The sequence below is a fragment of the Geobacillus sp. FJAT-46040 genome (assembly GCF_002335725.1).
GTDB lineage: Bacteria > Bacillota > Bacilli > Bacillales > Anoxybacillaceae > Geobacillus > Geobacillus thermoleovorans.
Window position 1 is genome coordinate 682,739 of record NZ_NISS01000001.1, and the last position, 23,127, is coordinate 705,865.

At 55.0% G+C, this 23,127-nt stretch carries 20 protein-coding genes; 18 read left to right on the forward strand and 2 right to left on the reverse strand.

The annotated features are described in order from the left end of the window. Positions 1 to 4 precede the first annotated feature (4 nt). The 9 genes from xseA to spo0A all read left to right on the forward strand — a co-directional run bounded on the left by xseA (position 5) and on the right by spo0A (position 10,593). Positions 5 to 1,351 carry an exodeoxyribonuclease VII large subunit gene (gene xseA, locus CD000_RS03705; RefSeq protein WP_096224923.1) on the forward strand — a complete coding sequence of 449 codons (1,347 nt, stop codon included), beginning with the start codon at positions 5 to 7 and terminating at the stop codon, positions 1,349 to 1,351. After that, positions 1,348 to 1,578 carry an exodeoxyribonuclease VII small subunit gene (locus CD000_RS03710; RefSeq protein ID WP_012820585.1) on the forward strand — a complete coding sequence of 77 codons (231 nt, stop codon included), beginning with the start codon at positions 1,348 to 1,350 and terminating at the stop codon, positions 1,576 to 1,578. The genes xseA and CD000_RS03710 overlap by 4 nt, the downstream gene beginning before the upstream one ends. Before the next feature lie 3 nt (positions 1,579 to 1,581). Then, positions 1,582 to 2,475: a polyprenyl synthetase family protein gene (locus CD000_RS03715; protein ID WP_014196322.1), complete on the forward strand. Its 894-nt coding sequence runs from the start codon at positions 1,582 to 1,584 to the stop codon at positions 2,473 to 2,475. Between the two features lie 248 nt (positions 2,476 to 2,723). Beyond that, positions 2,724 to 4,616 (forward strand): 1-deoxy-D-xylulose-5-phosphate synthase, encoded by a 1,893-nt coding sequence (dxs, locus tag CD000_RS03720; RefSeq protein ID WP_096226224.1) that lies wholly within the window; start codon positions 2,724 to 2,726, stop codon positions 4,614 to 4,616. Between the two features lie 3 nt (positions 4,617 to 4,619). Continuing rightward, positions 4,620 to 5,468, forward strand: a complete 849-nt coding sequence (locus CD000_RS03725; RefSeq protein WP_096224924.1) for a TlyA family RNA methyltransferase — start codon at positions 4,620 to 4,622, stop codon at positions 5,466 to 5,468. Between the two features lie 56 nt (positions 5,469 to 5,524). Then, entirely contained in the window at positions 5,525 to 5,974 is a 450-nt protein-coding gene (gene ahrC, locus CD000_RS03730) for a transcriptional regulator AhrC/ArgR (RefSeq protein ID WP_096224925.1), read from the forward strand. A 126-nt stretch (positions 5,975 to 6,100) separates the two neighbouring features. Further along, positions 6,101 to 7,822, forward strand: a complete 1,722-nt coding sequence (recN, locus tag CD000_RS03735) for a DNA repair protein RecN (protein WP_011231871.1) — start codon at positions 6,101 to 6,103, stop codon at positions 7,820 to 7,822. A gap of 273 nt (positions 7,823 to 8,095) precedes the next feature. Then, positions 8,096 to 9,391 (forward strand): SpoIVB peptidase, encoded by a 1,296-nt coding sequence (spoIVB, locus tag CD000_RS03740; protein WP_096224926.1) that lies wholly within the window; start codon positions 8,096 to 8,098, stop codon positions 9,389 to 9,391. Between the two features lie 422 nt (positions 9,392 to 9,813). After that, positions 9,814 to 10,593, forward strand: a complete 780-nt coding sequence (gene spo0A, locus CD000_RS03745) for a sporulation transcription factor Spo0A (RefSeq protein WP_011231869.1) — start codon at positions 9,814 to 9,816, stop codon at positions 10,591 to 10,593. Between the two features lie 151 nt (positions 10,594 to 10,744). Here the strand turns inward: spo0A and CD000_RS03750 are convergent, their stop codons facing one another. Then, positions 10,745 to 10,897, reverse strand: coding sequence for a YycC family protein (locus CD000_RS03750; RefSeq protein WP_011231868.1), 153 nt, complete (start codon positions 10,895 to 10,897; stop codon positions 10,745 to 10,747). Positions 10,898 to 11,006: 109 nt separating this feature from the next. Between CD000_RS03750 and CD000_RS03755 the strand changes: the two genes are divergently transcribed. Beyond that, positions 11,007 to 11,735 (forward strand): glycerophosphodiester phosphodiesterase, encoded by a 729-nt coding sequence (locus CD000_RS03755; RefSeq protein WP_011231867.1) that lies wholly within the window; start codon positions 11,007 to 11,009, stop codon positions 11,733 to 11,735. A gap of 75 nt (positions 11,736 to 11,810) precedes the next feature. Here the strand turns inward: CD000_RS03755 and CD000_RS03760 are convergent, their stop codons facing one another. After that, positions 11,811 to 12,059, reverse strand: coding sequence for a DUF2627 domain-containing protein (locus tag CD000_RS03760; protein WP_011231866.1), 249 nt, complete (start codon positions 12,057 to 12,059; stop codon positions 11,811 to 11,813). Between the two features lie 264 nt (positions 12,060 to 12,323). Here CD000_RS03760 and CD000_RS03765 point away from each other — a divergent pair, with 264 nt between their 5' ends. From CD000_RS03765 to CD000_RS03805, 8 genes are all read left to right on the forward strand, one after another. Next, positions 12,324 to 14,387 carry a sigma-54 interaction domain-containing protein gene (locus tag CD000_RS03765; RefSeq protein ID WP_096224927.1) on the forward strand — a complete coding sequence of 688 codons (2,064 nt, stop codon included), beginning with the start codon at positions 12,324 to 12,326 and terminating at the stop codon, positions 14,385 to 14,387. A gap of 140 nt (positions 14,388 to 14,527) precedes the next feature. Next, complete coding sequence (yqiS, locus tag CD000_RS03770; RefSeq protein ID WP_096226225.1) at positions 14,528 to 15,427, forward strand: phosphate butyryltransferase; 900 nt, start codon at positions 14,528 to 14,530, stop codon at positions 15,425 to 15,427. A gap of 486 nt (positions 15,428 to 15,913) precedes the next feature. Then, complete coding sequence (locus tag CD000_RS03780) at positions 15,914 to 17,017, forward strand: leucine dehydrogenase (protein WP_011231863.1); 1,104 nt, start codon at positions 15,914 to 15,916, stop codon at positions 17,015 to 17,017. Between the two features lie 55 nt (positions 17,018 to 17,072). After that, the gene (gene buk / locus CD000_RS03785) at positions 17,073 to 18,185 is read left to right on the forward strand and encodes a butyrate kinase (protein WP_096224928.1); all 1,113 of its coding nucleotides are present in this window, start codon (positions 17,073 to 17,075) and stop codon (positions 18,183 to 18,185) included. 30 nt (positions 18,186 to 18,215) lie between these two features. After that, positions 18,216 to 19,637: a dihydrolipoyl dehydrogenase gene (gene lpdA / locus CD000_RS03790; RefSeq protein ID WP_096224929.1), complete on the forward strand. Its 1,422-nt coding sequence runs from the start codon at positions 18,216 to 18,218 to the stop codon at positions 19,635 to 19,637. A gap of 69 nt (positions 19,638 to 19,706) precedes the next feature. Beyond that, entirely contained in the window at positions 19,707 to 20,702 is a 996-nt protein-coding gene (locus tag CD000_RS03795) for a thiamine pyrophosphate-dependent dehydrogenase E1 component subunit alpha (protein WP_096224930.1), read from the forward strand. 22 nt (positions 20,703 to 20,724) lie between these two features. Continuing rightward, positions 20,725 to 21,708: an alpha-ketoacid dehydrogenase subunit beta gene (locus CD000_RS03800; protein WP_096224931.1), complete on the forward strand. Its 984-nt coding sequence runs from the start codon at positions 20,725 to 20,727 to the stop codon at positions 21,706 to 21,708. A 37-nt stretch (positions 21,709 to 21,745) separates the two neighbouring features. Further along, on the forward strand, positions 21,746 to 23,089 hold the full coding sequence (locus CD000_RS03805) for a dihydrolipoamide acetyltransferase family protein (RefSeq protein ID WP_096224932.1): 1,344 nt from the start codon (positions 21,746 to 21,748) through the stop codon (positions 23,087 to 23,089). Positions 23,090 to 23,127: the final 38 nt, after the last annotated feature.

Sequence of the window (23,127 nt, forward strand, 5' to 3'; positions counted from 1 at the left end):
ATCAGTGGAAGTGAAATATGTGACGGTCGGGGCGTTGACGAAGTACATCAAACGCAAGTTCGATGTCGACCCGCATTTGCGCGATCTATGGGTGAAGGGCGAGATTTCGAATTTTAAGCAGCATTCGCGCGGCCATATGTATTTTACGTTGAAAGACAGCCAAGGACGCATTGCCGCCGTCATGTTCGCCGGCTACAACCAGCATTTGCCGTTCCGTCCTGAAGATGGGATGAACGTGCTCGCGCGCGGGGAAATTTCCGTCTATGAACCGAACGGCAACTATCAGCTTTATGTCAAAGAAATGCAGCCGGAAGGTGTCGGAAGCCTCTATCTAGCCTACGAACAGCTGAAGCAGCGGCTCGAGGCGGAAGGGTTGTTTTCGCCGGTCCATAAAAAGCCGCTTCCAGCCTTCCCTCGCTGCATCGGCGTCGTTACATCGCCGACTGGAGCGGCGGTGCGCGATATTATGACGACGATTCGCCGCCGCTATCCGCTCGCTAAAGTCATTTTGTTTCCAGCGCTCGTTCAAGGGGACGGGGCGGCGCCCTCCATCGTGCGCGCCATCGAGCGGGCGAATTCGTTCGGCGGGGTTGATGTGCTGATTGTCGGCCGCGGCGGCGGCTCGATCGAAGAATTGTGGGCGTTCAATGAAGAAATCGTCGCTCGCGCCATCTTCGCCTCAAAAATACCGATTATTTCCGCTGTCGGCCATGAAACAGATTTTACGATCGCCGACTTTGTCGCCGATTTGCGGGCGCCGACGCCGACGGCAGCAGCTGAGATGGCGGCGCCGCATGTTGGGGAGCTCGCTGAGCGGCTCGCCGAGCGGAAATGGCGGCTCATCCGCGCCATGAAAGAGCAGCTTGCCGCTGATAAAGGGCAGCTTCGCCGGCTGCAAGGATCCTACGCATTCCGCTATCCCAAGCGGCTCTATGAACAAAAAGAACAGCAGCTTGATGCGTTGCTTGAGCGGCTTAGCCGCCAACGCGAACGGCTCGTCGACAAACATCGTCAGCGGTTGCATGAGCTTGACATGAGACTATGGCGGCACCATCCAGCTGCAGAGCTTGAGCGGATGAAAGAACGGCAAAAGGCGGCCGCCAATGCGCTGGAAAAAGCGATGCGCACCGCGGTGGAGCGCCATCGGTTCCGCTTTCGCTCCAACCTCGCCCGGCTTGAGGCGCTCAGTCCGCTTCGCATCATGGAGCGCGGCTACAGCTTGGTGTACAATGAGCAGGGCGAGCTCGTGAAACGAACGAACCAGCTTCGAATCGGCGAGCATCTTTCCATTCAAGTTCAAGACGGACGAGTCGATTGTCAAGTGACGGGAGTGGAGGAAAAACACGTATGAGCGAAGAAAAAGAGATGACGTTTGAAGAAGCGATGAAAAAACTGGAGGAAATCGTCGAAAAGCTCGAGGAAGGGAACGTGCCGCTTGAGGAGGCGATCGCCTTTTTTCAAGAAGGCATGAAACTGTCCAAGCTTTGCCATGATAAATTGCAGCATGTGGAGAAACAGTTGGAGTACATGCTGCGTGAAGACGGCGAGCTTGTCCCTTTTTCGCCGGAGGAGGAGTGACGGGTGGCGCAGCTTTCGGTTGAACAGTTTCTCAACGAACAAAAACGGGCCGTCGAGGCGGCGCTTTCCTCCTATATGGCGCGGCTTCGTGGGCCGGAGACGCTGAAAAAGGCGATGGCCTACTCGCTTGAGGCCGGCGGCAAACGAATCCGCCCGCTTTTGTTGCTGGCGACCATCCAAGCGCTTGGCAAAGACCCGGCGATCGGTCTGCCAGTCGCTTGCGCCATTGAAATGATCCATACGTACTCGCTCATTCATGATGATTTGCCAAGCATGGACAACGATGATTTGCGGCGCGGCAAACCGACGAACCATAAAGTGTTCGGCGAGGCGATGGCCATTTTGGCCGGGGACGCCTTGCTTACGTATGCGTTTCAATTGATCGCCGAGGTTGATGACGACCGCGTTCCGCCTTCCGTCCGGCTGCAGCTCATCGAGCAGCTCGCGAAGGCGGCCGGCCCGGAAGGCATGGTCGCTGGACAGGCGGCTGATATGGAGGCGGAAGGAAAAACGCTGGCGCTTGCGGAACTGGAATACATCCACCGCCATAAGACGGGGAAAATGTTGCAATACAGCGTGCACGCCGGCGCCCTGCTTGGCGGCGCCGATGGTCGGCAGACGCGCGAACTCAACGAGTTCGCCGCACATTTAGGCCTCGCCTTTCAAATTCGCGACGATATTTTGGACATTGAAGGAATGGAAGAAAAAATCGGCAAGCGAGTCGGCAGCGACCGCGACAACAAGAAGGCGACATATCCGGCGCTTCTTTCGCTAGGCGGTGCCAAAGAGAAACTGGCGTTTCACATCGACGCCGCGAAGCGCCATTTGCAACAAGCCAAAATCGATGACGCGGTGCTGGCCTACATTTGCGAGCTTGTCGCGGTCCGCGACCACTGATGCGGGGCGGCGGCCTCTTGTTCCCGTTGTTCGCTTTCCTTCGGGGCGGAGGCGGCCTTGTTTTTTTGGTTGTTTTCCGCCGGGCGGCCGCCGCAAGTTCTATAGATACACCACAAAACGCGTCCTAGGTGGTGACGGGCTGCGTTGGCGGGAAAAGTCGATTTTTCGCGCCGGATCATGTATAATAATACTACCTGTACGAGGAGAAACGGCTCGGAGAACGACAGAATGAAAGCGAGTGATCTTTGTTGGACTTGATAAAAATTGACCATCCGCGCGTTGTCAAAAACATGTCCATTCCTGAGCTGAAACGGTTAAGCGCCGAGATTCGGCGGTTTTTAATTGAGAAGTTGTCGAAAACGGGCGGACATATCGGCCCAAACTTAGGGGTCGTCGAGCTGACGATCGCCCTCCACCGCGAATTCGACAGCCCAAAAGACAAGCTCATTTGGGATGTCGGACACCAGTCATACGTGCATAAAATTTTGACCGGACGCGCCGTCGCGTTTGACACGCTTCGCCAATACAAGGGGCTGTCCGGGTTCCCGAAACGGAGCGAAAGCGAGCATGACGTGTGGGAAACGGGCCATAGCTCGACGTCGCTGTCGGCGGCGATGGGAATGGCGATCGCCCGTGATTTGAAAGGGACGGATGAATACATCGTGCCGATCATCGGCGACGGGGCGCTCACCGGCGGCATGGCGCTTGAGGCGCTCAACCATATCGGGCATGAGAAAACGGATATGATTGTCATCTTAAACGACAATGAAATGTCGATCGCCCCGAACGTCGGCGCGTTGCACAACATCCTCGGTCGATTGCGCACCGCCGGCAAATACCAGTGGGTGAAAGATGAACTGGAGCTGCTGCTCAAGCGCATCCCAGCGGTCGGCGGCAAGCTGGCGGCGACGGCCGAGCGGCTGAAAGACAGCTTGAAATATTTGCTTGTCTCCGGCGTGTTTTTCGAAGAGCTCGGGTTTACGTATTTAGGCCCGGTCGACGGCCACGATTTTGAGGATTTGCTTGAGAACTTGCGCTATGCGAAAAAGATGAAAGGTCCGGTGCTTGTGCATGTCATCACGAAGAAAGGGAAAGGATACAGTCCGGCGGAAAACGACAAAGTCGGCACATGGCACGGCACAGGGCCGTACAAAATCGAAACCGGCGCTTTTGTCAAAACGAAAGAGGCCGGTCCGTCATGGAGCGCGCTTGTCAGCGAAACCGTGCGCCGGCTCGCTCGCACCGACCCGCGCATCGTCGCGATTACGCCGGCGATGCCGGTCGGCTCGAAACTGGAAGGGTTTGCAAGCGAGTTTCCAGATCGGATGTTTGATGTTGGCATCGCCGAGCAGCACGCGACAACGCTCGCGGCTGGATTGGCGACGCAAGGGATGAAACCGTTTTTGGCCATTTATTCGACATTTTTGCAGCGCGCCTATGACCAAGTCGTCCATGATGTATGCCGGCAAAACTTAAATGTCTTTTTCGCCATTGACCGTGCTGGGTTGGTCGGGGCGGACGGCGAAACGCACCAAGGGGTGTTTGACATCGCCTTTTTGCGCCATGTGCCGAATTTGGTGTTGATGATGCCAAAAGACGAAAACGAAGGACAGCACATGGTGTACACCGCCATCCGCTACGACGACGGGCCAATCGCCATGCGTTTCCCGCGCGGCAACGGGCTTGGCGTACCGCTTGATGAGGAGCTGAAAGAAATCCCAATCGGCACGTGGGAAGTGTTGCGCGACGGCTGCGATGCGGCGATTTTGACGTTTGGCACGACGATTTCGATGGCGCTTAAGGCGGCCGACGAGCTGGCGAAAGACGGCATATCGGTGAAAGTCGTCAACGCTCGCTTTTTGAAGCCGATGGACGTGGCGATGCTTCACGAACTGCTTGAGAGCCGCCTGCCGATCTTAACGGTCGAAGAGGCGGTGCTGCAAGGCGGCTTTGGCAGTGCTGTGTTGGAGTTTGCTCATGATCATGGTTATCACGGAGCGGTCATCGAACGGATGGGCATCCCGGACCGCTTTATCGAACATGGAAGCGTCAGCGAGCTGCTCAATGAAATCGGGCTGACGTCGACCCATATCATCGACCGCATCAAAACGATGGTGCCAAGAAAACAGAAAAGGGCTTGAGACATGAAAGGAAAAAAAGAACGGCTCGATGTGCTGCTTGTCGAACGAGGGCTGGCGGAAACGCGGGAAAAGGCGAAGCGAGCGATCATGGCCGGGCTTGTCTATTCAAACGACGTTCGACTCGATAAGCCCGGGGAAAAAGTGCCGGTTGACATTCCGCTTGAGGTGAAAGGCAACCCGCTTCCGTACGTCAGCCGCGGTGGGTTGAAACTGGAAAAAGCGTTGCGCGAGTTTCATATTCGCGTGGAAAATAAAATTGTTCTTGACATCGGCGCGTCGACCGGCGGTTTCACCGACTGCGCCTTGCAGCATGGGGCGAAGCTGACGTATGCCGTCGATGTCGGCTACAACCAGCTTGCCTGGAAGCTGCGTCAAGACGAGCGCGTCGTTGTAATGGAGCGGACGAACTTCCGCTACGTGACGCCGGATCAGTTTACGAAAGGGCTGCCGGAAGTAGCTGTCATCGATGTCTCGTTTATTTCGCTGCGGCTCATTTTGCCGGTCGTCAAGACGGTCATGGTGCCGGGCGGCGATGTGATTGCGCTCGTCAAGCCGCAGTTTGAAGCCGGCAAGGAAAAGGTCGGCAAAAAGGGGATTGTTCGCGACCCGAACATTCACGAGGAAGTGCTCGAATCGATCATTCAATTCGCCTGTGCGGAAGGGTTCGATGTTCTTCATTTAACGTATTCACCGATTACCGGCGGCGACGGCAATATTGAATTTTTGCTTCATGCTGCCTATCCTGGAGGAAACCAGGAGGGAGAAAACCGACTGCCAGCATCCGTCGCCGACGTGGTGAGCGAGGCGCATGCCCGATTGCGGGCGGGGAGCGTGGAGCCAAGCGGCAAATAGCGTCGGCGGGACGGACAATCTGCTCTGCACTTTGAAAAGCGGGGAGGTGGCGCAATGTGAACAAAGGGCAAAGGCATATTAAAATTCGCGAAATCATTATGAACCATGACATTGAAACGCAAGACGAGCTTGTCGACCGGCTGAGAGAAGCTGGCTTTAACGTCACCCAGGCGACCGTCTCGCGCGACATTAAAGAAATGCAGCTCGTCAAAGTGCCGATGGCCAACGGCCGCTACAAGTACAGCCTTCCGTCCGACCAGCGCTTCAATCCGTTGCAAAAGCTGAAGCGGGCGCTTGTTGATGTGTTTGTGAAGCTTGACGGAACGGGCAACTTGCTTGTGTTGCGGACGCTGCCGGGCAACGCCCATGCCGTCGGCGTCTTGCTCGACAATTTGGAATGGAACGAAATCGTCGGTACGATTTGCGGCGACGATACGTGCCTGATCATCTGCCGTACTCCGAAAGATGCGGAAAAAGTGTCCGACCAGCTGTTGTCCATGCTCTAGGCGAGGACCGGCCCAGCTTCCGTTCCACGTTCAAGGACGGAACGACAGGGCGGTCCTCGTTTGCAAATCCGAACATACGTGCTATAATCAAAAGTGGAATCAATCGGACAGGCAAGGAGTGGTGAAATGCTCGCCGAGCTGTCGATTAAAAATTTCGCCATTATCGAGTCGCTCTCGTTGTCGTTTGACAAAGGGCTGACGGTGTTAACCGGCGAAACGGGAGCCGGCAAATCGATCATCATCGACGCGATTCATTTGTTGATCGGCGGACGCGGCTCCGCTGAATTTGTCCGCTTTGGAGCGGAAAAGGCGGAAATCGAAGGGCTGTTTTTGCTTGATGATGACCGCCATCCGTGCTGGCAAAAATGCGCAGACGTTGGCATCGACGCCAGCGACGGCATGATCGTGTTGCGCCGCGATATTTTCGCCAACGGCAAAAGCGTCTGCCGCATTAACGGCAAGCTCGTCACGACGGCGGTGTTGCGCGACATCGGGGCGACGCTTGTTGATATTCACGGCCAGCATGAACATCAAGAACTGATGGATCCGTCCCGCCATCTGCCGCTTTTAGACGAGTTCGGCGGCCTAGAGGCGGCAGAGGCGCTTGCTCGCTACCGCGCCGTCTACGAGCGGTATGAGGAGCTTGGAAACAAATTGAAAAAGCTGAGCGAAAATGAACAGCAAATGGCGCACCGGCTTGATTTGCTGACGTTTCAGCTGCGTGAAATCGAGCAGGCGGCGCTCGAGCCGGGCGAGGACGAGCGGCTGATGGAGGAAAAAGTTCGCATCGTCAATTTTCAAAAAATTTATACCGCGCTGCAGAAAAGCTATGAGGCCCTCTCCGGAGAGGGACGCGGGCTTGATTCCATCGGGGAGGCGATGCGCCATCTCGATGACGTCGCAGGCATGGATGCAGCGCTCAAAGATGCGCATGAAACGACGGCGAACTGCTACTATTTGCTCGAGGAAGTCATGTACAAGCTGCGCGATCAAATTGAGGAGATGGAATACGACCCAGAGCGGCTCGATGCCATTGAAAGCCGTCTCGCGGAAATCGGGCAGCTCAAACGAAAATACGGGGCGACGATCGCCGATATTTTGCACTATGCCGAGACGATCGCCGAGGAAATCGAGACAATCGAAAATCGCGAAACGCATGTGCATGAGCTTAAGCAGCAGCTCGCTCTGGTGACGGACGAGTTGCTCACGGAGGCGAAAAACGTCACCGCTGTTCGGCAAACATATGCCCGGCGCCTGATTGAGCGCATTCATCAAGAACTGAAAGACTTGTACATGGACAAAACGAAATTTGACATCGTATTTGCCAAGCGCGAAGGATCGCTTGACGCCCCCTTGGTCGACGGCGTGCCGGTTAGGTTCCAAGAAGATGGCATCGATGTCGTCGAGTTTTACATTTCGACGAACGTCGGCGAGCCGTTAAAACCGCTCGTCAAAGTCGCTTCCGGCGGCGAGCTGTCGCGCATTATGCTGGCGTTGAAAACGATTTTTTCCAAACATCAAGGAGTGACGTCGATTGTTTTTGATGAGGTCGACACCGGTGTCAGCGGACGCGTCGCCCAGGCAATGGCGGAAAAAATTTACCGCATCGCCAGCCAGTCGCAAGTGCTTTGCATTTCCCATCTGCCGCAAGTCGCTGCGATGGCGGACACGCACTTGTTGATCGCCAAAGAGACGGATGGGGAACGGACGAAAACAGTCGTGAGGAAGCTCAATGAGGAGGAGAAAGTGAAAGAAATCGGGCGGATGATTTCCGGCGTCGAGATGACGGAATTGACGAAACGGCATGCCAAAGAGCTGTTGGAACTGGCGGCGAAAATGAAACATTGATTCCTGTTTCCCCTGTTCGTCTAGGGGAGGCGCATCCCTCTCAAAGCGGGCCGATTCCGCCTGCCTGTTCTGCCTTGGCGCCCGCTTTCCTTAAGAGAACTACGGTGTTTCATAAAGATAAGCAAAAAGCCGCGCGGCTGTCCGGATGCAAGTCCATCCAATTCCGGGCAGCTTTTTTATCGGCAGGGCGATTATATTTTCCCCGGTTCAGGCAAAATTAAAACTGTAACCGTTTTTGCATGGTGTAGGCGGGAGCGAGGAGAGTGGACGACATTGAATAAAGAAACGGCGCGAAAAATCACAGGAGTGCTTCTCCTTGGTATATTGACGGCCATCGCTTTTTCCAAACCGATGAAGGAATATTGGCAAATTCCGAAGCAGCTTGTCCTGTTTGAAGGCGATGCGGTTGAATTTCCTGCCGCTTCCCTTCCCGTGCAAGCGGCCGTCAATGACCGAAACGCTCCCGAAACGCTCAATATTGAGCGAAAAAACGGTTCTCTGTCTGTAAAGGCGAAACGCCGCGGACATGAAACGATGATGTTGCAGGTTGCCGGAATGCCGATCAAGCAAGTGGATGTCAACGTGCTGCCGACGCTCAAAGTCATTCCCGGCGGACAATCGATCGGCGTCAAGCTCAATACCGTCGGCGTTCTTGTCGTCGGTTACCACATTGTCGAAACCGAGAACGGGAAAAAATCGCCGGGAGAGGCAGCCGGCATTCAAGTCGGCGACATCATTATCGGCATTAACGGCCAAAAAATCGAAAACATGAGCGACCTTTCCCCTTTCATCGAGGAGGCCGGCAAAACGGGAAAACCGCTTCATCTAAAAATTCTGCGCGATCAGCACTCCATGACGGTGAAGCTCGTTCCGCTGAGAGACAAGCATGACGATGTGTACCGCATCGGCCTGTACATTCGCGATTCGGCCGCCGGCATCGGGACGATGACATTTTACGACCCCAAATCAAAAACATATGGCGCACTTGGCCATGTCATCTCTGATATGGATACGAAAAAGCCGATTGTCGTGCAAAACGGGCAAATTATGCGCTCGACCGTCACATCGATCGAAAAAGGGACGAGCGGCAATCCAGGTGAAAAATTAGCCCGCTTTTCCGACGGCGAAGAAGTGATCGGCACGATCACCACCAACAGCCCGTTTGGCATTTTCGGCAAGCTGATCAAACCACTGCCGAACGGTCCGTTCACAAAACCGATCCCGGTTGCCTTGGCGAACCAAGTGAAAGAAGGACCGGCAAAAATATTGACAGTGGTGGAAAACGACAAAGTCGAGCAGTTTGACGTGGAAATTGTCAGCACCATTCCACAGAAATTTCCGGCGACCAAAGGCCTCGTGATTCGCGTCACGGACCCGCGCTTGTTAAAGAAAACAGGGGGCATCGTCCAAGGGATGAGCGGCAGTCCGATCATTCAGGATGGAAAACTCGTCGGCGCAGTGACGCACGTTTTCGTGAACGATCCGACATCCGGCTATGGCGTCCACATTGAGTGGATGCTGCAAGAGGCAGGCATCGATCTATACGGCAAACAAAAGAAAGCGAGCTGACAAAGTCGGCTCGCTTTTTCCCGGCAGCCAACATTCGATTCTTGCGTATATTTGGTGAAATGACGAGTGATGATTTGGTCACCATTCATCTCTTCCTGATCATCCCAAGGTCAATGTTTCGAAATGCTGTGAGCGGCTTGATTGATCCCGCCATATTGGTTAGGCTGCCACTAAAAATTTTTCAAAAAAGGCGGCAAAAATTTTGCCGGTTTGGCATAGATATTTGGTGAAACATCCGTTAAAATGAAATTTGTAAAGATTTTTCGACAAACGCATCGCTGGTGAAAACGAATATTGTCTAATGAGCTCGTTTTTTGTTATAATTTTTATTTTTTAAAAAATAAAAGGATTTTTTGCCGCTGTTGTCGAATGTACGTTAATGGAATGTTACATAGCAAGAAAAAGTGGGGAGGACGATCGTTTTGAGCATTAAGGTGTGCATTGCCGATGATAACCGCGAATTGGTGACATTGCTTGACGAATATATCTCGAGTCAGCCGGACATGGAAGTGATTGGCACGGCGTATAACGGCCAAGACTGCCTTCATATGCTCGAGGAAAAGCGGCCGGATATTTTGCTTCTGGACATCATTATGCCGCACTTGGATGGGTTGGCTGTGCTTGAGAAAGTCCGCGCAGGTTGTGAGCATCAGCCGAGCGTCATTATGCTGACGGCGTTCGGCCAGGAGGATGTCACGAAAAAGGCAGTGGAACTCGGCGCTTCCTACTTCATTTTAAAACCGTTCGACATGGAGAATTTGGTCCATCACATTCGGCAGATTCATGGCAAAACGGCGCCGATGGTCAGAAAAACCGGCTCTGCCTACCAGGCGCGCGACAACAAACCGAAAAATTTAGATGCGAGCATTACGAGCATCATCCATGAAATCGGCGTCCCGGCGCATATTAAAGGCTATCTGTACTTGCGCGAAGCGATCGCGATGGTGTACCACGACATCGAACTGCTCGGCTCCATCACGAAAGTGCTCTATCCGGACATCGCGAAAAAATACAACACGACGGCCAGCCGCGTCGAGCGCGCCATTCGCCATGCGATCGAAGTCGCTTGGAGCCGCGGCAACCTCGAATCGATTTCCTCGCTGTTCGGCTATACGGTGAGCGTCTCGAAGGCAAAGCCGACAAACTCGGAATTCATCGCCATGGTGGCCGATAAGCTCCGGCTTGAGCATAAAGCATCGTAACGGAAAACGAATGATAGCCAAAGCGGCAAGACGCTCCGCAATCGGGGGCGGCTTTTTTGCCGTTTGGCGGCTTGCTGGAACGAAAAAAGGGGGAACGTGGCTTGCGCCGGTGTGGTGCACAGAGGCGGCTTTACCGCCAAGGGCCAGACGGTTAAGATGGGTCGTTTTCTTTTTCTTTTTTCTCCAATTCCAGCAGCTTGTTCACCAAAATGTGCGGCGGCATATGCATGATCTGCTCGATCGGCACGCCGAGCGCTTTGGCCAGCTTTTGCGCTGTTTCCAGCGAAATTTTCAACGGCTGCATCATCTCCACCTCGTTTGTTCATAGTATTATTTTTAGTATAACGAACGACCGCCGGTTTCGGCCAGCTTGTTGGCTGAACGGCGAATAAATGCGAAAGGAAGAAGGCAGAATGACATTGATTTTTGCCCACCGCGGGGCGGCGGGGACGCACCCGGAAAATACGATGGCGGCGTTTATCGAGGCGGAAAAAGCGGGAGCGGACGGCATTGAATTGGATGTGCAGCTCACAAAAGACGGCGAAGTGGTCGTCATTCATGACGAAACGGTCGACCGGACGACGGACGGCAGCGGCTGGGTGAAAGACATCACGTACCGCGAACTGCGCCGATTGAACGCGGCGGCCATGTGGGACGGCAAACACGGCCATTGTCCGATTCCGCATCTTGAGGAAGTGCTTGCTTGGCTGTCATCAACACGGATGGCGGTCAACATCGAGCTGAAAAATAGCCTCATCGCCTACGAAACGCTTGAGCAAAAAACGATCTCCCTCGTGCGCCGCTATGGGCTTGAGAAGCGGACGATTTTGTCATCGTTCAATCATCATAGCATGCGCCTTTGCCGAACGCTTGCACCGGAAATCGAGACGGCGCTCTTGTACATTGAGCCGCTGTATGCCCCATGGACGTATGTGCGTGCCATGAACGCCGACGGGGTGCATCCGCACTATCGGACGGTGACGGCGGAATTTGCCGCCGAAGCGCGGCGGCGCGGGGTGGCGGTCCGCCCGTTTACGGTAAATAAGCGAAATGTGATGAAAACGATGTTTGCTTATGGCGTTGACGCCGTCTTCACCGACTACCCTCGCCAAGCGAAGCAATGGAAAGAGAAAACGCCTTAACGAGAGAGGTTAAGGCATTTTTTGTTTGCCTTGAAATGGATGTTTTCCCAGTGTAATAGGCATCAACGTTCCGGGTCAAGGCGTTTTTCGTTTTCGTTGAAAACGCGCCTGCACTTTGTTGCGTTTCCGGTCGCGGTGCAGCAAAAAACCGCCGAGAAACGCCAGCCCAGCGGCAAACAGCGCGAGCCCGGCGAGAAATTGCAGCCATAAGGCAGAAAACAGCGGCCCGTTGATGCCAAACAACGCATCGCGCATCCATTTGATGCCAAGCGCCGCTCCAAGCCCGGGAATGACTAAAATCAACAGCGCAATCATTCGCCCCATCGCGATCGCGTTCCTTTCCGAAAAGAGTAGCCTTATCGACTATCATAGCGGTTATTGGGTGTTTGTCAAGGAAAGAGCGAATCAAGTATGATAAAAATGTCTGCAAAAATTGGCATACTATATAAGTTGAAACTTTGTTTTACATCCAGTAGAACGCCCGCTGCATTCTATCAAAATGACTTGTTATGAAGGAAAACAGAATCGAACAATCGGAAAATCTTTATTGCAACTTATATATAAAGATATAAAGTGTGGTGAATGGACATGAAAAAAGTGATGCTTATTGGCGCTGACTCGCGTGGGACATCGTTGTTGAAGCTGCTCCATGGGGCATCAGGGTTTGAAGTCGTGGCAGTCGTGGATGTAGATGAACACGCTCCGGGGGTGCAACTGGCGCAAAAATGGGGCATCGCTGCTGCGAGCGACTGGCGTCCATGGATGGCCGAGCCGCTTGATTTGATCATTGAAACGACGGGCAGGGCGGATGTCCTTGAGGAAATCCGTCGATTGGCGCCAGAGGGAGCCAATATTGTCCCAAGTGCAGTCGCGCAGATGATGGCCGAGCTCGTTGAAGAAAAAGAAACGCTCATCGCCAAATTGAAAAGCGAAGCGGCCCGGCGCGCGCTCATCTTTCATTCGTCCCACGATGGCATGATTGTCGTTGATGAATATGGTTACATTACCGATATGAATCAAAGCGCGGCGGAGCTGCTTGAAGTCGATAAAGACAAAGTGATCGGCAAGCATATTTTGACCGTTCTGCCGTCAAGCGGCTTGCCGCGCGTGCTCGAAACGAGGCAGACGGAGTTTCATCAAGAAGTGGAGCTGGCCAATGGAAAAAAATTGATCACCACCCGCATCCCGATCATCGATGACAATGGCAAACTGTTTGGGGCGCTCGCGGTATTCAAGGACATCACCGAGCTTGTCGCTTTGGCGGAAGAAATCACCGACTTAAAAGAAGTCCGCATGATGCTCGAAGCGATCATCTATTCGTCGGAAGAGGCGATTTCCGTCGTCGATGAAAATGGGAACGGTATTTTGATCAACCCGGCGTATACACGGCTCACCGGTTTGACAGAGGAAGACGTCATCGGTAAACCGGCGACCGCCGACATCGCCGAAGGGGAAAGCATGCATATGCAAGTATTGAAAACGCGCCGCCCGGTGCGCGGGGCGCGCATGAAAGTCGGACCGAAAAACCGGGATGTCATCGTCAATGTCGCTCCGATTATTGTTGATGGCGTATTGAAAGGAAGTGTCGGCGTCATTCATGATGTGTCAGAAATCCAGCGGCTGACGGCTGAACTCAATCGGGCGCGGCAAATCATCCGCACGCTCGAGGCGAAATATTCGTTTGCCGACATCGTCGGCGAGTCGGAAGAGATGAAGGTTGCCATCGAGCAGGCGAAGCTGGCGGCGAAAACACCGGCGACAATTTTGCTGCGGGGGGAATCGGGGACGGGCAAGGAGCTGTTCGCCCACGCCATTCACAACGCGAGCGACCGAAAGTATAACAAGTTTATCCGCGTCAACTGCGCAGCCATTCCGGAAACATTATTGGAAAGCGAACTGTTTGGCTATGAGGAAGGAGCGTTTTCCGGTGCGCGGCGCGGAGGCAAGCGAGGGCTGTTTGAAGAAGCAAACAACGGAAGCATTTTCCTCGATGAAATCGGCGAGCTGTCGGCCAGCACGCAGGCGAAGCTGCTCCGCGTTTTGCAGGAGCGGGAGATCGTTCGCGTCGGCGGGACGAAGCCGATTCCGATCAACGTCCGCGTCATCGCCGCCACGAACGTCAACCTTGAAAAAGCGATTGCCGAAGGAGCCTTTCGCGAAGACTTATACTATCGGCTCAATCGGATGCCGATTTACATCCCGCCGCTGCGCGCCCGCAAGGAAGACATTCCAACGCTTTGCCGGCATTTGATCCAAAAGCTGAACCAAGATTACGGGCGCAACGTCGAAGGTGTCACGGATGAAGCGATGGCGAAGCTTCTTGCCTATGATTGGCCGGGAAATGTCCGCGAGCTCGAAAATGTGCTCGGGCGGGCGATGATTTTCATGAAATTTCATGAAGTAATGATCGATGCGACGCATTTGCCGCCGCTCGCTTCGCCTTCGTCAGTGCCGGCTCATCGAGTGGAAACGGAAGAGGAGATTCGGCCGCTTGAGGAAATGGTGAGCCGATACGAAGCGAGCTTGATTGAGCAGGCGCTTCGCCGCCATCGCGGCAATAAAACAGCGGCGGCCCGGGCGCTTGGCATTTCGGTGCGCAATTTATATTACAAGCTGGAGAAATACGGGCTTGACAAAAATATCATGCAATAATTTGCGCGGAGTGAAGAATATTGCACATATCTGTTTGCGAAGGTAGTGTGTTTTAAAGCGCTTTCAGTCATTTTTGGTTGGCACAGTTTTTGCATAAAAAGACTGTGCCGCACGATTTGCAGAAAAGGTTGGTGCAGATGATGAAGCTTGAATCGTTAGTGCAAAAAGCAAGACAATGCCAGGACCGGACGGTGGCCGTGGCGGCGGCGGAAGATGAAGAAGTGATTGAAGCGGTGGCGATGGCGCTCGAACACTGTCTCGGACGCTTTGTGCTTTATGGCGATCGGGAGCGGCTCGGACGGCTGTTGAAGGAAAAAGGATGCGCCCGCTTTTCCGACGTCGATGTCGTTCATGCGAATTCGATCGGGCAAGCCGCAGAGCTTGCCGTGCGCGCCGTCCATTTGAACGAGGCGGATGCGTTGATGAAAGGGCATGTGCCGACGGCAATGCTGCTGAAAGCGGTCTTGAACAAGGAGTATGGGTTGCGCGCTGGGAAGGTGTTGTCCCATGTCGCTGTTTTTGAGGTGCCGGAGTTTGAACGATTTGTCATCGTCACCGACGCGGCGATGAACATCGCTCCGGATTTGGAGCAAAAGGTGCAAATTGTCAACAACGCCGTCAGCATCGCGCGCTCCATCGGCATCGAGCGCCCGAAAGTCGCGGCGCTGGCGGCGGTGGAGACGGTCAATCCGGCCATGCCGGCAACACTTGATGCAGCGGCGCTCGCAATGATGCAAAAGCGGGGGCAAATCGAACATTGCCTCGTTGACGGACCGCTTGCGTTGGACAACGCGGTGTCGCTGGCGGCGGCGAAGCATAAGCGGATTGAAAGCGAAGTGGCTGGACAGGCTGATATTTTGCTTGTGCCGGACATTGAATCCGGCAACATGCTGTATAAGTCACTCGTCTATTTTGCGAACGCACGCGTCGGCGCAGTCATCGCTGGGGCGAAGGCGCCGATCGTGTTGACGTCGCGCGCCGACTCGGCGGAAAGCAAACTGTATTCGTTGGCGCTTGCTATTTGTTCGGCAGCAAAATGAAATATATATATAAGTTGCAATAAAGATTTTCCGATTGTTCGATTCTGTTTTCCTTCATAACAAGTCATTTTGATAGAATGCAGCGGGCGTTCTACTGGATGTAAAACAAAGTTTCAACTTATATAGATGCAATTTAAAGCTTTAACATTTTTCGTCTTTGCCGGTCATTGCATCCGACTGTCGAGTGACCGAACAACGCCGCTTCCAGACCCATGAATGGGTCTGTGAAGCGAGTCGTTGTTCGGTCTTCCGTCACGCTAAGGCGTGACGGAGGCAAGCCACACGCTTGCCTTCGACAGTCGAAAATGGGCAAACCACTTTTCTGTCAAGGATATGTTAAACTTCTTTGTTGCATCTATCCTGAAAATACCCGAACTTCAAAATGTGCAAGGTTTCAGAGTTCGACATAGCGGCATTTTCATCCCTTCGATGGTGACGAAATCTTTTTGTCATGGGAGTCTATATAGATGAAGGAGGCCATCAGTGATGGAACTGTTTCAATATATGGAAAAATATGATTATGAGCAAGTGTTGTTTTGCCAAGACAAAGAATCCGGATTGAAGGCGATCATTGTCATTCATGACACGACGCTCGGCCCGGCGCTCGGCGGGACGCGCATGTGGATGTACAATTCGGAAGAAGAGGCGCTTGAAGACGCCCTGCGCCTCGCCCGCGGCATGACGTACAAAAACGCGGCCGCCGGCCTTAATTTAGGCGGGGGCAAGACGGTCATCATCGGCGATCCGCGCAAAGATAAAAACGAGGCGATGTTCCGCGCGTTCGGCCGGTTCATTCAAGGGCTGAACGGCCGCTACATCACGGCGGAAGACGTCGGCACGACCGTTGCCGATATGGACATCATCTATCAGGAAACGGACTATGTCACCGGGATTTCGCCGGAATTCGGCTCATCCGGCAACCCGTCGCCGGCCACGGCTTACGGTGTATATCGCGGGATGAAAGCGGCGGCGAAGGAAGCGTTTGGCAGCGATTCGCTTGAAGGAAAAGTTGTCGCCGTCCAAGGGGTTGGCAATGTCGCCTACCATTTATGCCGCCATTTGCACGAAGAAGGAGCGAAACTCATCGTTACCGACATCAACAAGGAAGCGGTGGCGCGCGCGGTCGAGGAATTTGGGGCGAAAGCGGTCGACCCGAACGACATTTACGGCGTGGAGTGCGACATTTTTGCTCCATGCGCGCTCGGCGGCATCATCAACGACCAAACGATTCCGCAGCTGAAAGCGAAAGTGATCGCCGGCTCGGCGAACAACCAGCTGAAAGAGCCGCGCCATGGCGACATGATCCATGAAATGGGCATCGTCTATGCACCAGATTATGTGATCAACGCCGGCGGCGTCATCAACGTCGCCGATGAGCTGTACGGCTACAACCGTGAACGGGCGATGAAAAAAATCGAGCAAATTTATGACAACATCGAAAAAGTGTTTGCCATCGCCAAGCGTGACAACATTCCAACGTATGTGGCCGCTGACCGGATGGCCGAAGAACGAATTGAAACGATGCGCAAAGCGCGCAGCCAATTTTTGCAAAACGGCCATCATATTTTAAGCCGCCGCCGCGCCCGCTAATAGTGGCGAGGGGCGGCCTTCCGCCCCGCCGGCGGATGATGGAGGGACAGCAACGATGGAAGAGCAGAAGTTTCGCATTTTAACGATCAATCCAGGCTCGACTTCAACGAAGATCGGCGTCTTTGAAAACGAACGGCCATTGCTCGAAAAAACGATCCGCCATGAGGCGGACGTGCTTCGGCAATATAAAACGATCGCGGACCAGTATGAGTTCCGCAAGCAAACGATTTTGCAAGCACTGGATGAAGAAGGAATCAATTTATCGAAGTTGAGCGCCGTCTGCGGCCGCGGAGGGCTTCTCCGTCCGATCGAAGGCGGAACGTATCGCGTCAATGAGGCGATGCTTGAAGATTTGCGGCGCGGATATTCCGGCCAGCACGCGTCCAACCTCGGCGGCATTTTGGCGCATGAGATCGCCTCGGCCTTAAACATCCCGGCGTTTATCGTCGATCCGGTCGTTGTCGACGAACTCGATCCAATTGCCCGGATCAGCGGATTTCCGCTCATTGAGCGGCGCAGCATTTTCCATGCTTTAAACCAAAAGGCGGTCGCGCGCCGCGTCGCCAAGCAGCTTGGGAAACGGCATGACGAACTGAACTTGATCGTCGCCCATATGGGCGGCGGCATCACGGTCGGCGCCCACAAGCAAGGAAGGGTCGTCGATGTCAACAACGGCCTTGACGGCGAAGGCCCGTTCAGCCCGGAGCGCGCCGGGACGGTGCCAGCGGGCGATTTGGTTGCTTTATGCTTCTCTGGTGAATATTACCGCGAAGAGATCATGAACATGCTCGTCGGCGGCGGCGGCCTTGTCGGTTATCTTGGCACGAATGATGCGGTGAAAGTCGAGAAAATGATCGAAGCCGGCGATGAAAAGGCCAAGCTCGTGTATGAGGCGATGGCGTACCAAGTGGCGAAAGAAATCGGTGCGGCAAGCGCCGTGCTTTCCGGCAAAGTCGACGCCATCATTTTGACCGGCGGACTGGCGTATGGCAAATCGTTTGTCGAACAGATCACTCGCCGCGTGCAATGGATCGCCGATGTCATCGTCCATCCGGGCGAAAACGAACTGCAGGCGCTCGCTGAAGGCGCGCTTCGCGTCCTGCGCGGCGAAGAAGAGGAAAAAGTGTATCCAGGCAAGGCCGTTTCGCCGGTTCCAGCCCGGCGCTGATGCGGCAACGGACAGAAAGGAGAAGGCAAGATGGCAAAAGAATACGATGTCGTCATTCTCGGCGGAGGAACGGGTGGCTATGTGGCCGCCATTCGCGCCTCGCAGCTCGGGTTGAAAACGGCCGTTGTGGAAAAAGGGAAGCTCGGCGGCACGTGCCTGCACGCTGGCTGCATTCCGTCCAAAGCGCTGCTTCGCAGTGCCGAAGTGTACGCACAAACGAAAAACGGCGAGGCGTTTGGCGTCATCGCCGACGGCGTGCGCCTTGATTTTGCCAAAGTGCAGGCGCGCAAAGCGGCGATTGTTGAGCAGCTCCACAAAGGCGTGCAGCATTTGATGAAAAAAGGGAAAATCGATGTGTACGCCGGCACCGGCCGCCTGCTCGGCCCGTCGATCTTTTCCCCGCTGCCGGGGACGGTGTCGGTTGAGATGAACGACGGCAGCGAAAACGAAATGCTTGTCCCGAAATTCGTCGTCATCGCCACTGGTTCGCGGCCGCGCACGCTGCCGAGGCTCGAGCCGGACGGCGAATTCGTGATGACATCGGATGAGGCGTTGCAAATGGAGACGCTCCCCTCGTCCATCTTGATCGTCGGCGGCGGTGTGATCGGCATGGAATGGGCGTCCATGCTTAATGATTTCGGCGTTGACGTGACGGTGCTGGAATATGCCGATCGCATTTTGCCGACAGAAGATGAAGACGTGTCAAAAGAAATGGAAAAACTGCTCCGCCGCCGCGGCGTCAACATCGTCACAGGAGCGCGGGTGCTCGCGGAAACGCTCGAGAAAGGAAACGGCGTCACGATCCAAGCGGAGTATCAAGGCGAACGGAAAACGTTTGCGGCCGACAAGATGCTCGTTTCCGTCGGGCGTCAGGCGAACATTGAAGGAATTGGTCTTGAAAACACCGAGATTGTCGTGGAGAAGGGGTATATTCAAACGAACGAGTTCGGCCAAACGAAAGAATCGCACATTTACGCAATCGGTGATGTCATCGGCGGCCTGCAGCTGGCCCATGTCGCCGCCCATGAAGGGATTGTCGCCATTGAGCATTTGGCCGGGCACAACCCAGCGCCGATTGACTATACGATGGTGCCACGCTGCATTTACACCCGTCCGGAAGCGGCGGCGGTCGGCTTAACCGAACAAGAGGCGAAAGCGAAAGGCTATGATGTCAAGGTCGGCAAATTTCCGTTTAAAGCCATTGGCAAGGCGCTTGTGTTCGGTGAGGCGGAAGGGTTTGTGAAACTCATCGCCGACCGGAACACGGACGATCTGCTTGGCGTCCATATGGTCGGGCCGCATGTGACCGATTTGATTTCCGAAGCCGGTCTCGCCCGCGTGCTTGATGCGGCTCCGTGGGAAGTGGCGCATGCGATCCATCCGCATCCGACGCTGTCAGAGGCCATGGCGGAAGCGGCGCTGGCGGTCGATGGCAAAGCTATTCATTTTTAACCGATTTCGCCGTATGCGCGCGGCGCGTGATCATTGGTTGACTATGTGAATCTAAGGGAGGTTGTTGCGATGGCGCAAAACCGTCATCAGGCGCTTGGATTAAGCGATGACACGGTGTTGGAAATGTATGAAACGATGCTCTTGGCCCGCAAGCTCGATGAACGGATGTGGCTGTTAAACCGCGCGGGGAAAATTCCGTTCGTCATCTCATGCCAAGGGCAGGAGGCGGCGCAAGTCGGCGCGGCATTCGCCCTCGACCGGACGAAAGACTATGTCTTGCCGTATTACCGCGATGTGGGCGTTGTCCTGACGTTTGGCATGACGCCGAGAGAATTGATGTTGGCGGCGTTTGCCAAGGCGGAAGACCCGAACTCCGGCGGCCGGCAAATGCCAGGGCATTTCGGGAAAAAGAAAAACCGGATCGTCACCGGTTCATCGCCCGTGACGACGCAAGTGCCGCATGCGGTTGGCTTTGCGCTGGCGGCGAAAATGGAAAAGAAAGATTTTGTCGCCTTCGTCACGTTTGGCGAAGGGTCGTCGAACCAAGGCGACTTCCATGAAGGGGCGAACTTCGCCGGCGTTCATAAACTCCCAGTCATCTTTATGTGCGAAAACAACAAGTACGCCATTTCCGTGCCCATTTCGAAACAACTCGCGTGCGAAAAGGTGTCCGACCGCGCCATCGGCTATGGCATGCCGGGCTATACGGTCGACGGCACCGATCCGCTTGAAGTGTACCGAGTCGTGAAAGAAGCGGCCGACCGCGCCCGCCGCGGCGAAGGGCCGACGCTCATCGAGGCCGTGACATACCGGCTGACGTCGCACTCGTCGGACGATGACCACCGCGTCTATCGGACGGAAGAAGAGCTCGCCGAAGCGCGCGCCAAAGACCCGATCATCACATTTGCCAACTATTTGAAAGAAACGGGCGTTTTGACCGATGAACGGGATGAAGAAATTCAAGCGCGCGTCATGAAGGAAGTGAACGAAGCGACTGACTACGCGGAGAAGGCGCCGTACGCCGAGCCGGAGCACGCGCTTCGCTACGTGTATGCCGAGGAGTAAGGGTAAGGGAGGGGATTTGACGATGCCTGTTATTTCCTATATTGATGCGGTCACGATGGCAATTCGCGAAGAGATGGAGCGCGACCCGCGCGTGTTTGTGTTAGGAGAAGACGTCGGCCGGAAAGGCGGAGTGTTCAAAGCGACGCAAGGATTGTACGAGCAGTTTGGCGAAGAGCGCGTGATTGATACGCCGCTTGCCGAATCGGCGATCGTCGGCGTCGGCATCGGCGCGGCGATGTACGGTCTGCGCCCGATCGCGGAAATTCAGTTTGCCGACTTCATCATGCCGGCGGTCAACCAAATCATTTCTGAAGCGGCGCGCATCCGCTATCGCTCGAACAACGACTGGAACTGCCCGATCGTCATCCGCGCCCCATACGGTGGCGGCGTTCACGGCGCTTTGTACCATTCGCAGTCAGTCGAAGCGATTTTCGCCAACCAGCCTGGGTTAAAAATCGTCATGCCGTCGACGCCGTACGATGTGAAAGGGCTGCTGAAAGCGGCGATTCGCGACGAAGACCCGGTGCTCTTTTTCGAGCATAAACGCGCTTACCGCCTCATTAAAGGGGAAGTGCCGGAGGACGACTACGTGCTTCCGATCGGCAAGGCGGACGTCAAGCGTGAAGGCGATGACATCACGGTCATCACGTACGGGCTGTGCGTCCATTTTGCCTTGCAGGCGGCCGAGCGCGTCGCCCAAGACGGCATTTCTGTCCATCTGCTCGATTTGCGCACCGTCTATCCGCTCGACAAAGAAGCGATCATCGAGGCGGCGAGCAAAACAGGAAAAGTGCTGCTCATTACGGAAGACAATAAAGAAGGCAGCGTCATGAGCGAAGTCGCCGCCATTATCGCGGAGCATTGTTTGTTTGATCTCGACGCGCCGATTATGCGCCTCGCCGGCCCGGACGTTCCGGCCATGCCGTATGCGCCGACGATGGAAAAATTCTTTATGATCAATCCAGAAAAAGTCGAAAAAGCGATGCGCGAATTAGCGGCGTTTTGAGGCGAAGACATTGCAGCCAAGATAGGAGGGTATCGATGTGGCCATCGAACAATTGACGATGCCTCAGCTCGGGGAAAGCGTCACGGAAGGCACGATCAGCAAATGGCTCGTTTCCCCGGGCGACAAAGTGAACAAATACGACCCGATCGCTGAAGTCATCACCGATAAAGTGAGCGCGGAAATTCCGTCGTCGTTTGCCGGCGTCATCCGCGAGCTGATCGCCAAAGAAGGGGAGACGCTCCCAGTCGGCGCGCCGATTTGCACGATCGAAGTCGAAGGCGCTGCACCGGCTTCGGAAGCGAAGCCGGCGGATGAAGCGCCGAAAGCAGAAGACAATGCCAAGCCAGCCGCTCCGAAAAAGGCCGGCCGGGCAAACAACGGCCGCTATTCGCCGGCCGTGCTCCGCTTGGCTCAGGAACACGGCATTGACCTCGAACAAGTCGAAGGCACCGGCCTTGGCGGGCGGGTGACGCGCAAAGATTTGCTGAAGCTCATTGAGTCTGGACAAATTCCGAAAGCGGGAGCGGCACCGGCGGCGGAACAAGCCGCGCCAAAAGCGGAACCGAGAACGGAACAACCGGCCACAGCCGCCGCAACCGTTCAACCGTCTGCCGCGGCCGCGCCAACCGCGCCGCAGGCAGCGCCGATCAAACCAGCGGCCCCGAACGTCGAAGCCGGAGCGGGCGACATCGAAATTCCGGTCACCCCGGTGCGCAAGGCGATTGCGGCGAACATGCTCCGCAGCAAACACGAAGCGCCGCACGCTTGGACGATGGTCGAAGTCGACGTCACCGATCTTGTCGCCTACCGTGATGCCATCAAAGACGAGTTCAGGCGGCGTGAAGGCTTCAATTTGACGTATTTCGCCTTCTTCGTCAAGGCGGTCGCCCAAGCGCTGAAAGAATTCCCGCAGTTGAACTCAGTGTGGGCGGGCGATAAGATCATTCAGCGCAAGGACATCAACATCTCGATCGCTGTCGCGACGGATGACGCCTTGTTCGTGCCCGTCATCAAGCACGCCGATGAAAAAACGATCAAAGGCATCGCCCGCGAAATCGCTGAACTGGCGGCAAAAACGCGCGCCGGCAAACTGCGCCCGGAAGACATGCAGGGCGGCACGTTCACCGTCAACAACACCGGCGCGTTCGGCTCGGTGCAGTCGATGGGCATTATCAACTACCCGCAAGCGGCCATTTTGCAAGTGGAAACGATCGTCAAACGTCCGGTCGTCAAAAACGGCATGATCGCCATCCGCGACATGGTCAACTTATGTTTGTCGCTCGACCACCGCGTCTTGGACGGCCTCATTTGCGGCCGCTTCCTCGCCCGCGTCAAAGAGATTTTGGAAAATATGAACAAAGACAACACGCCGATTTATTAACGATTCCCCCATCGCCATCGGTTGGCGGTGGGGGTTTT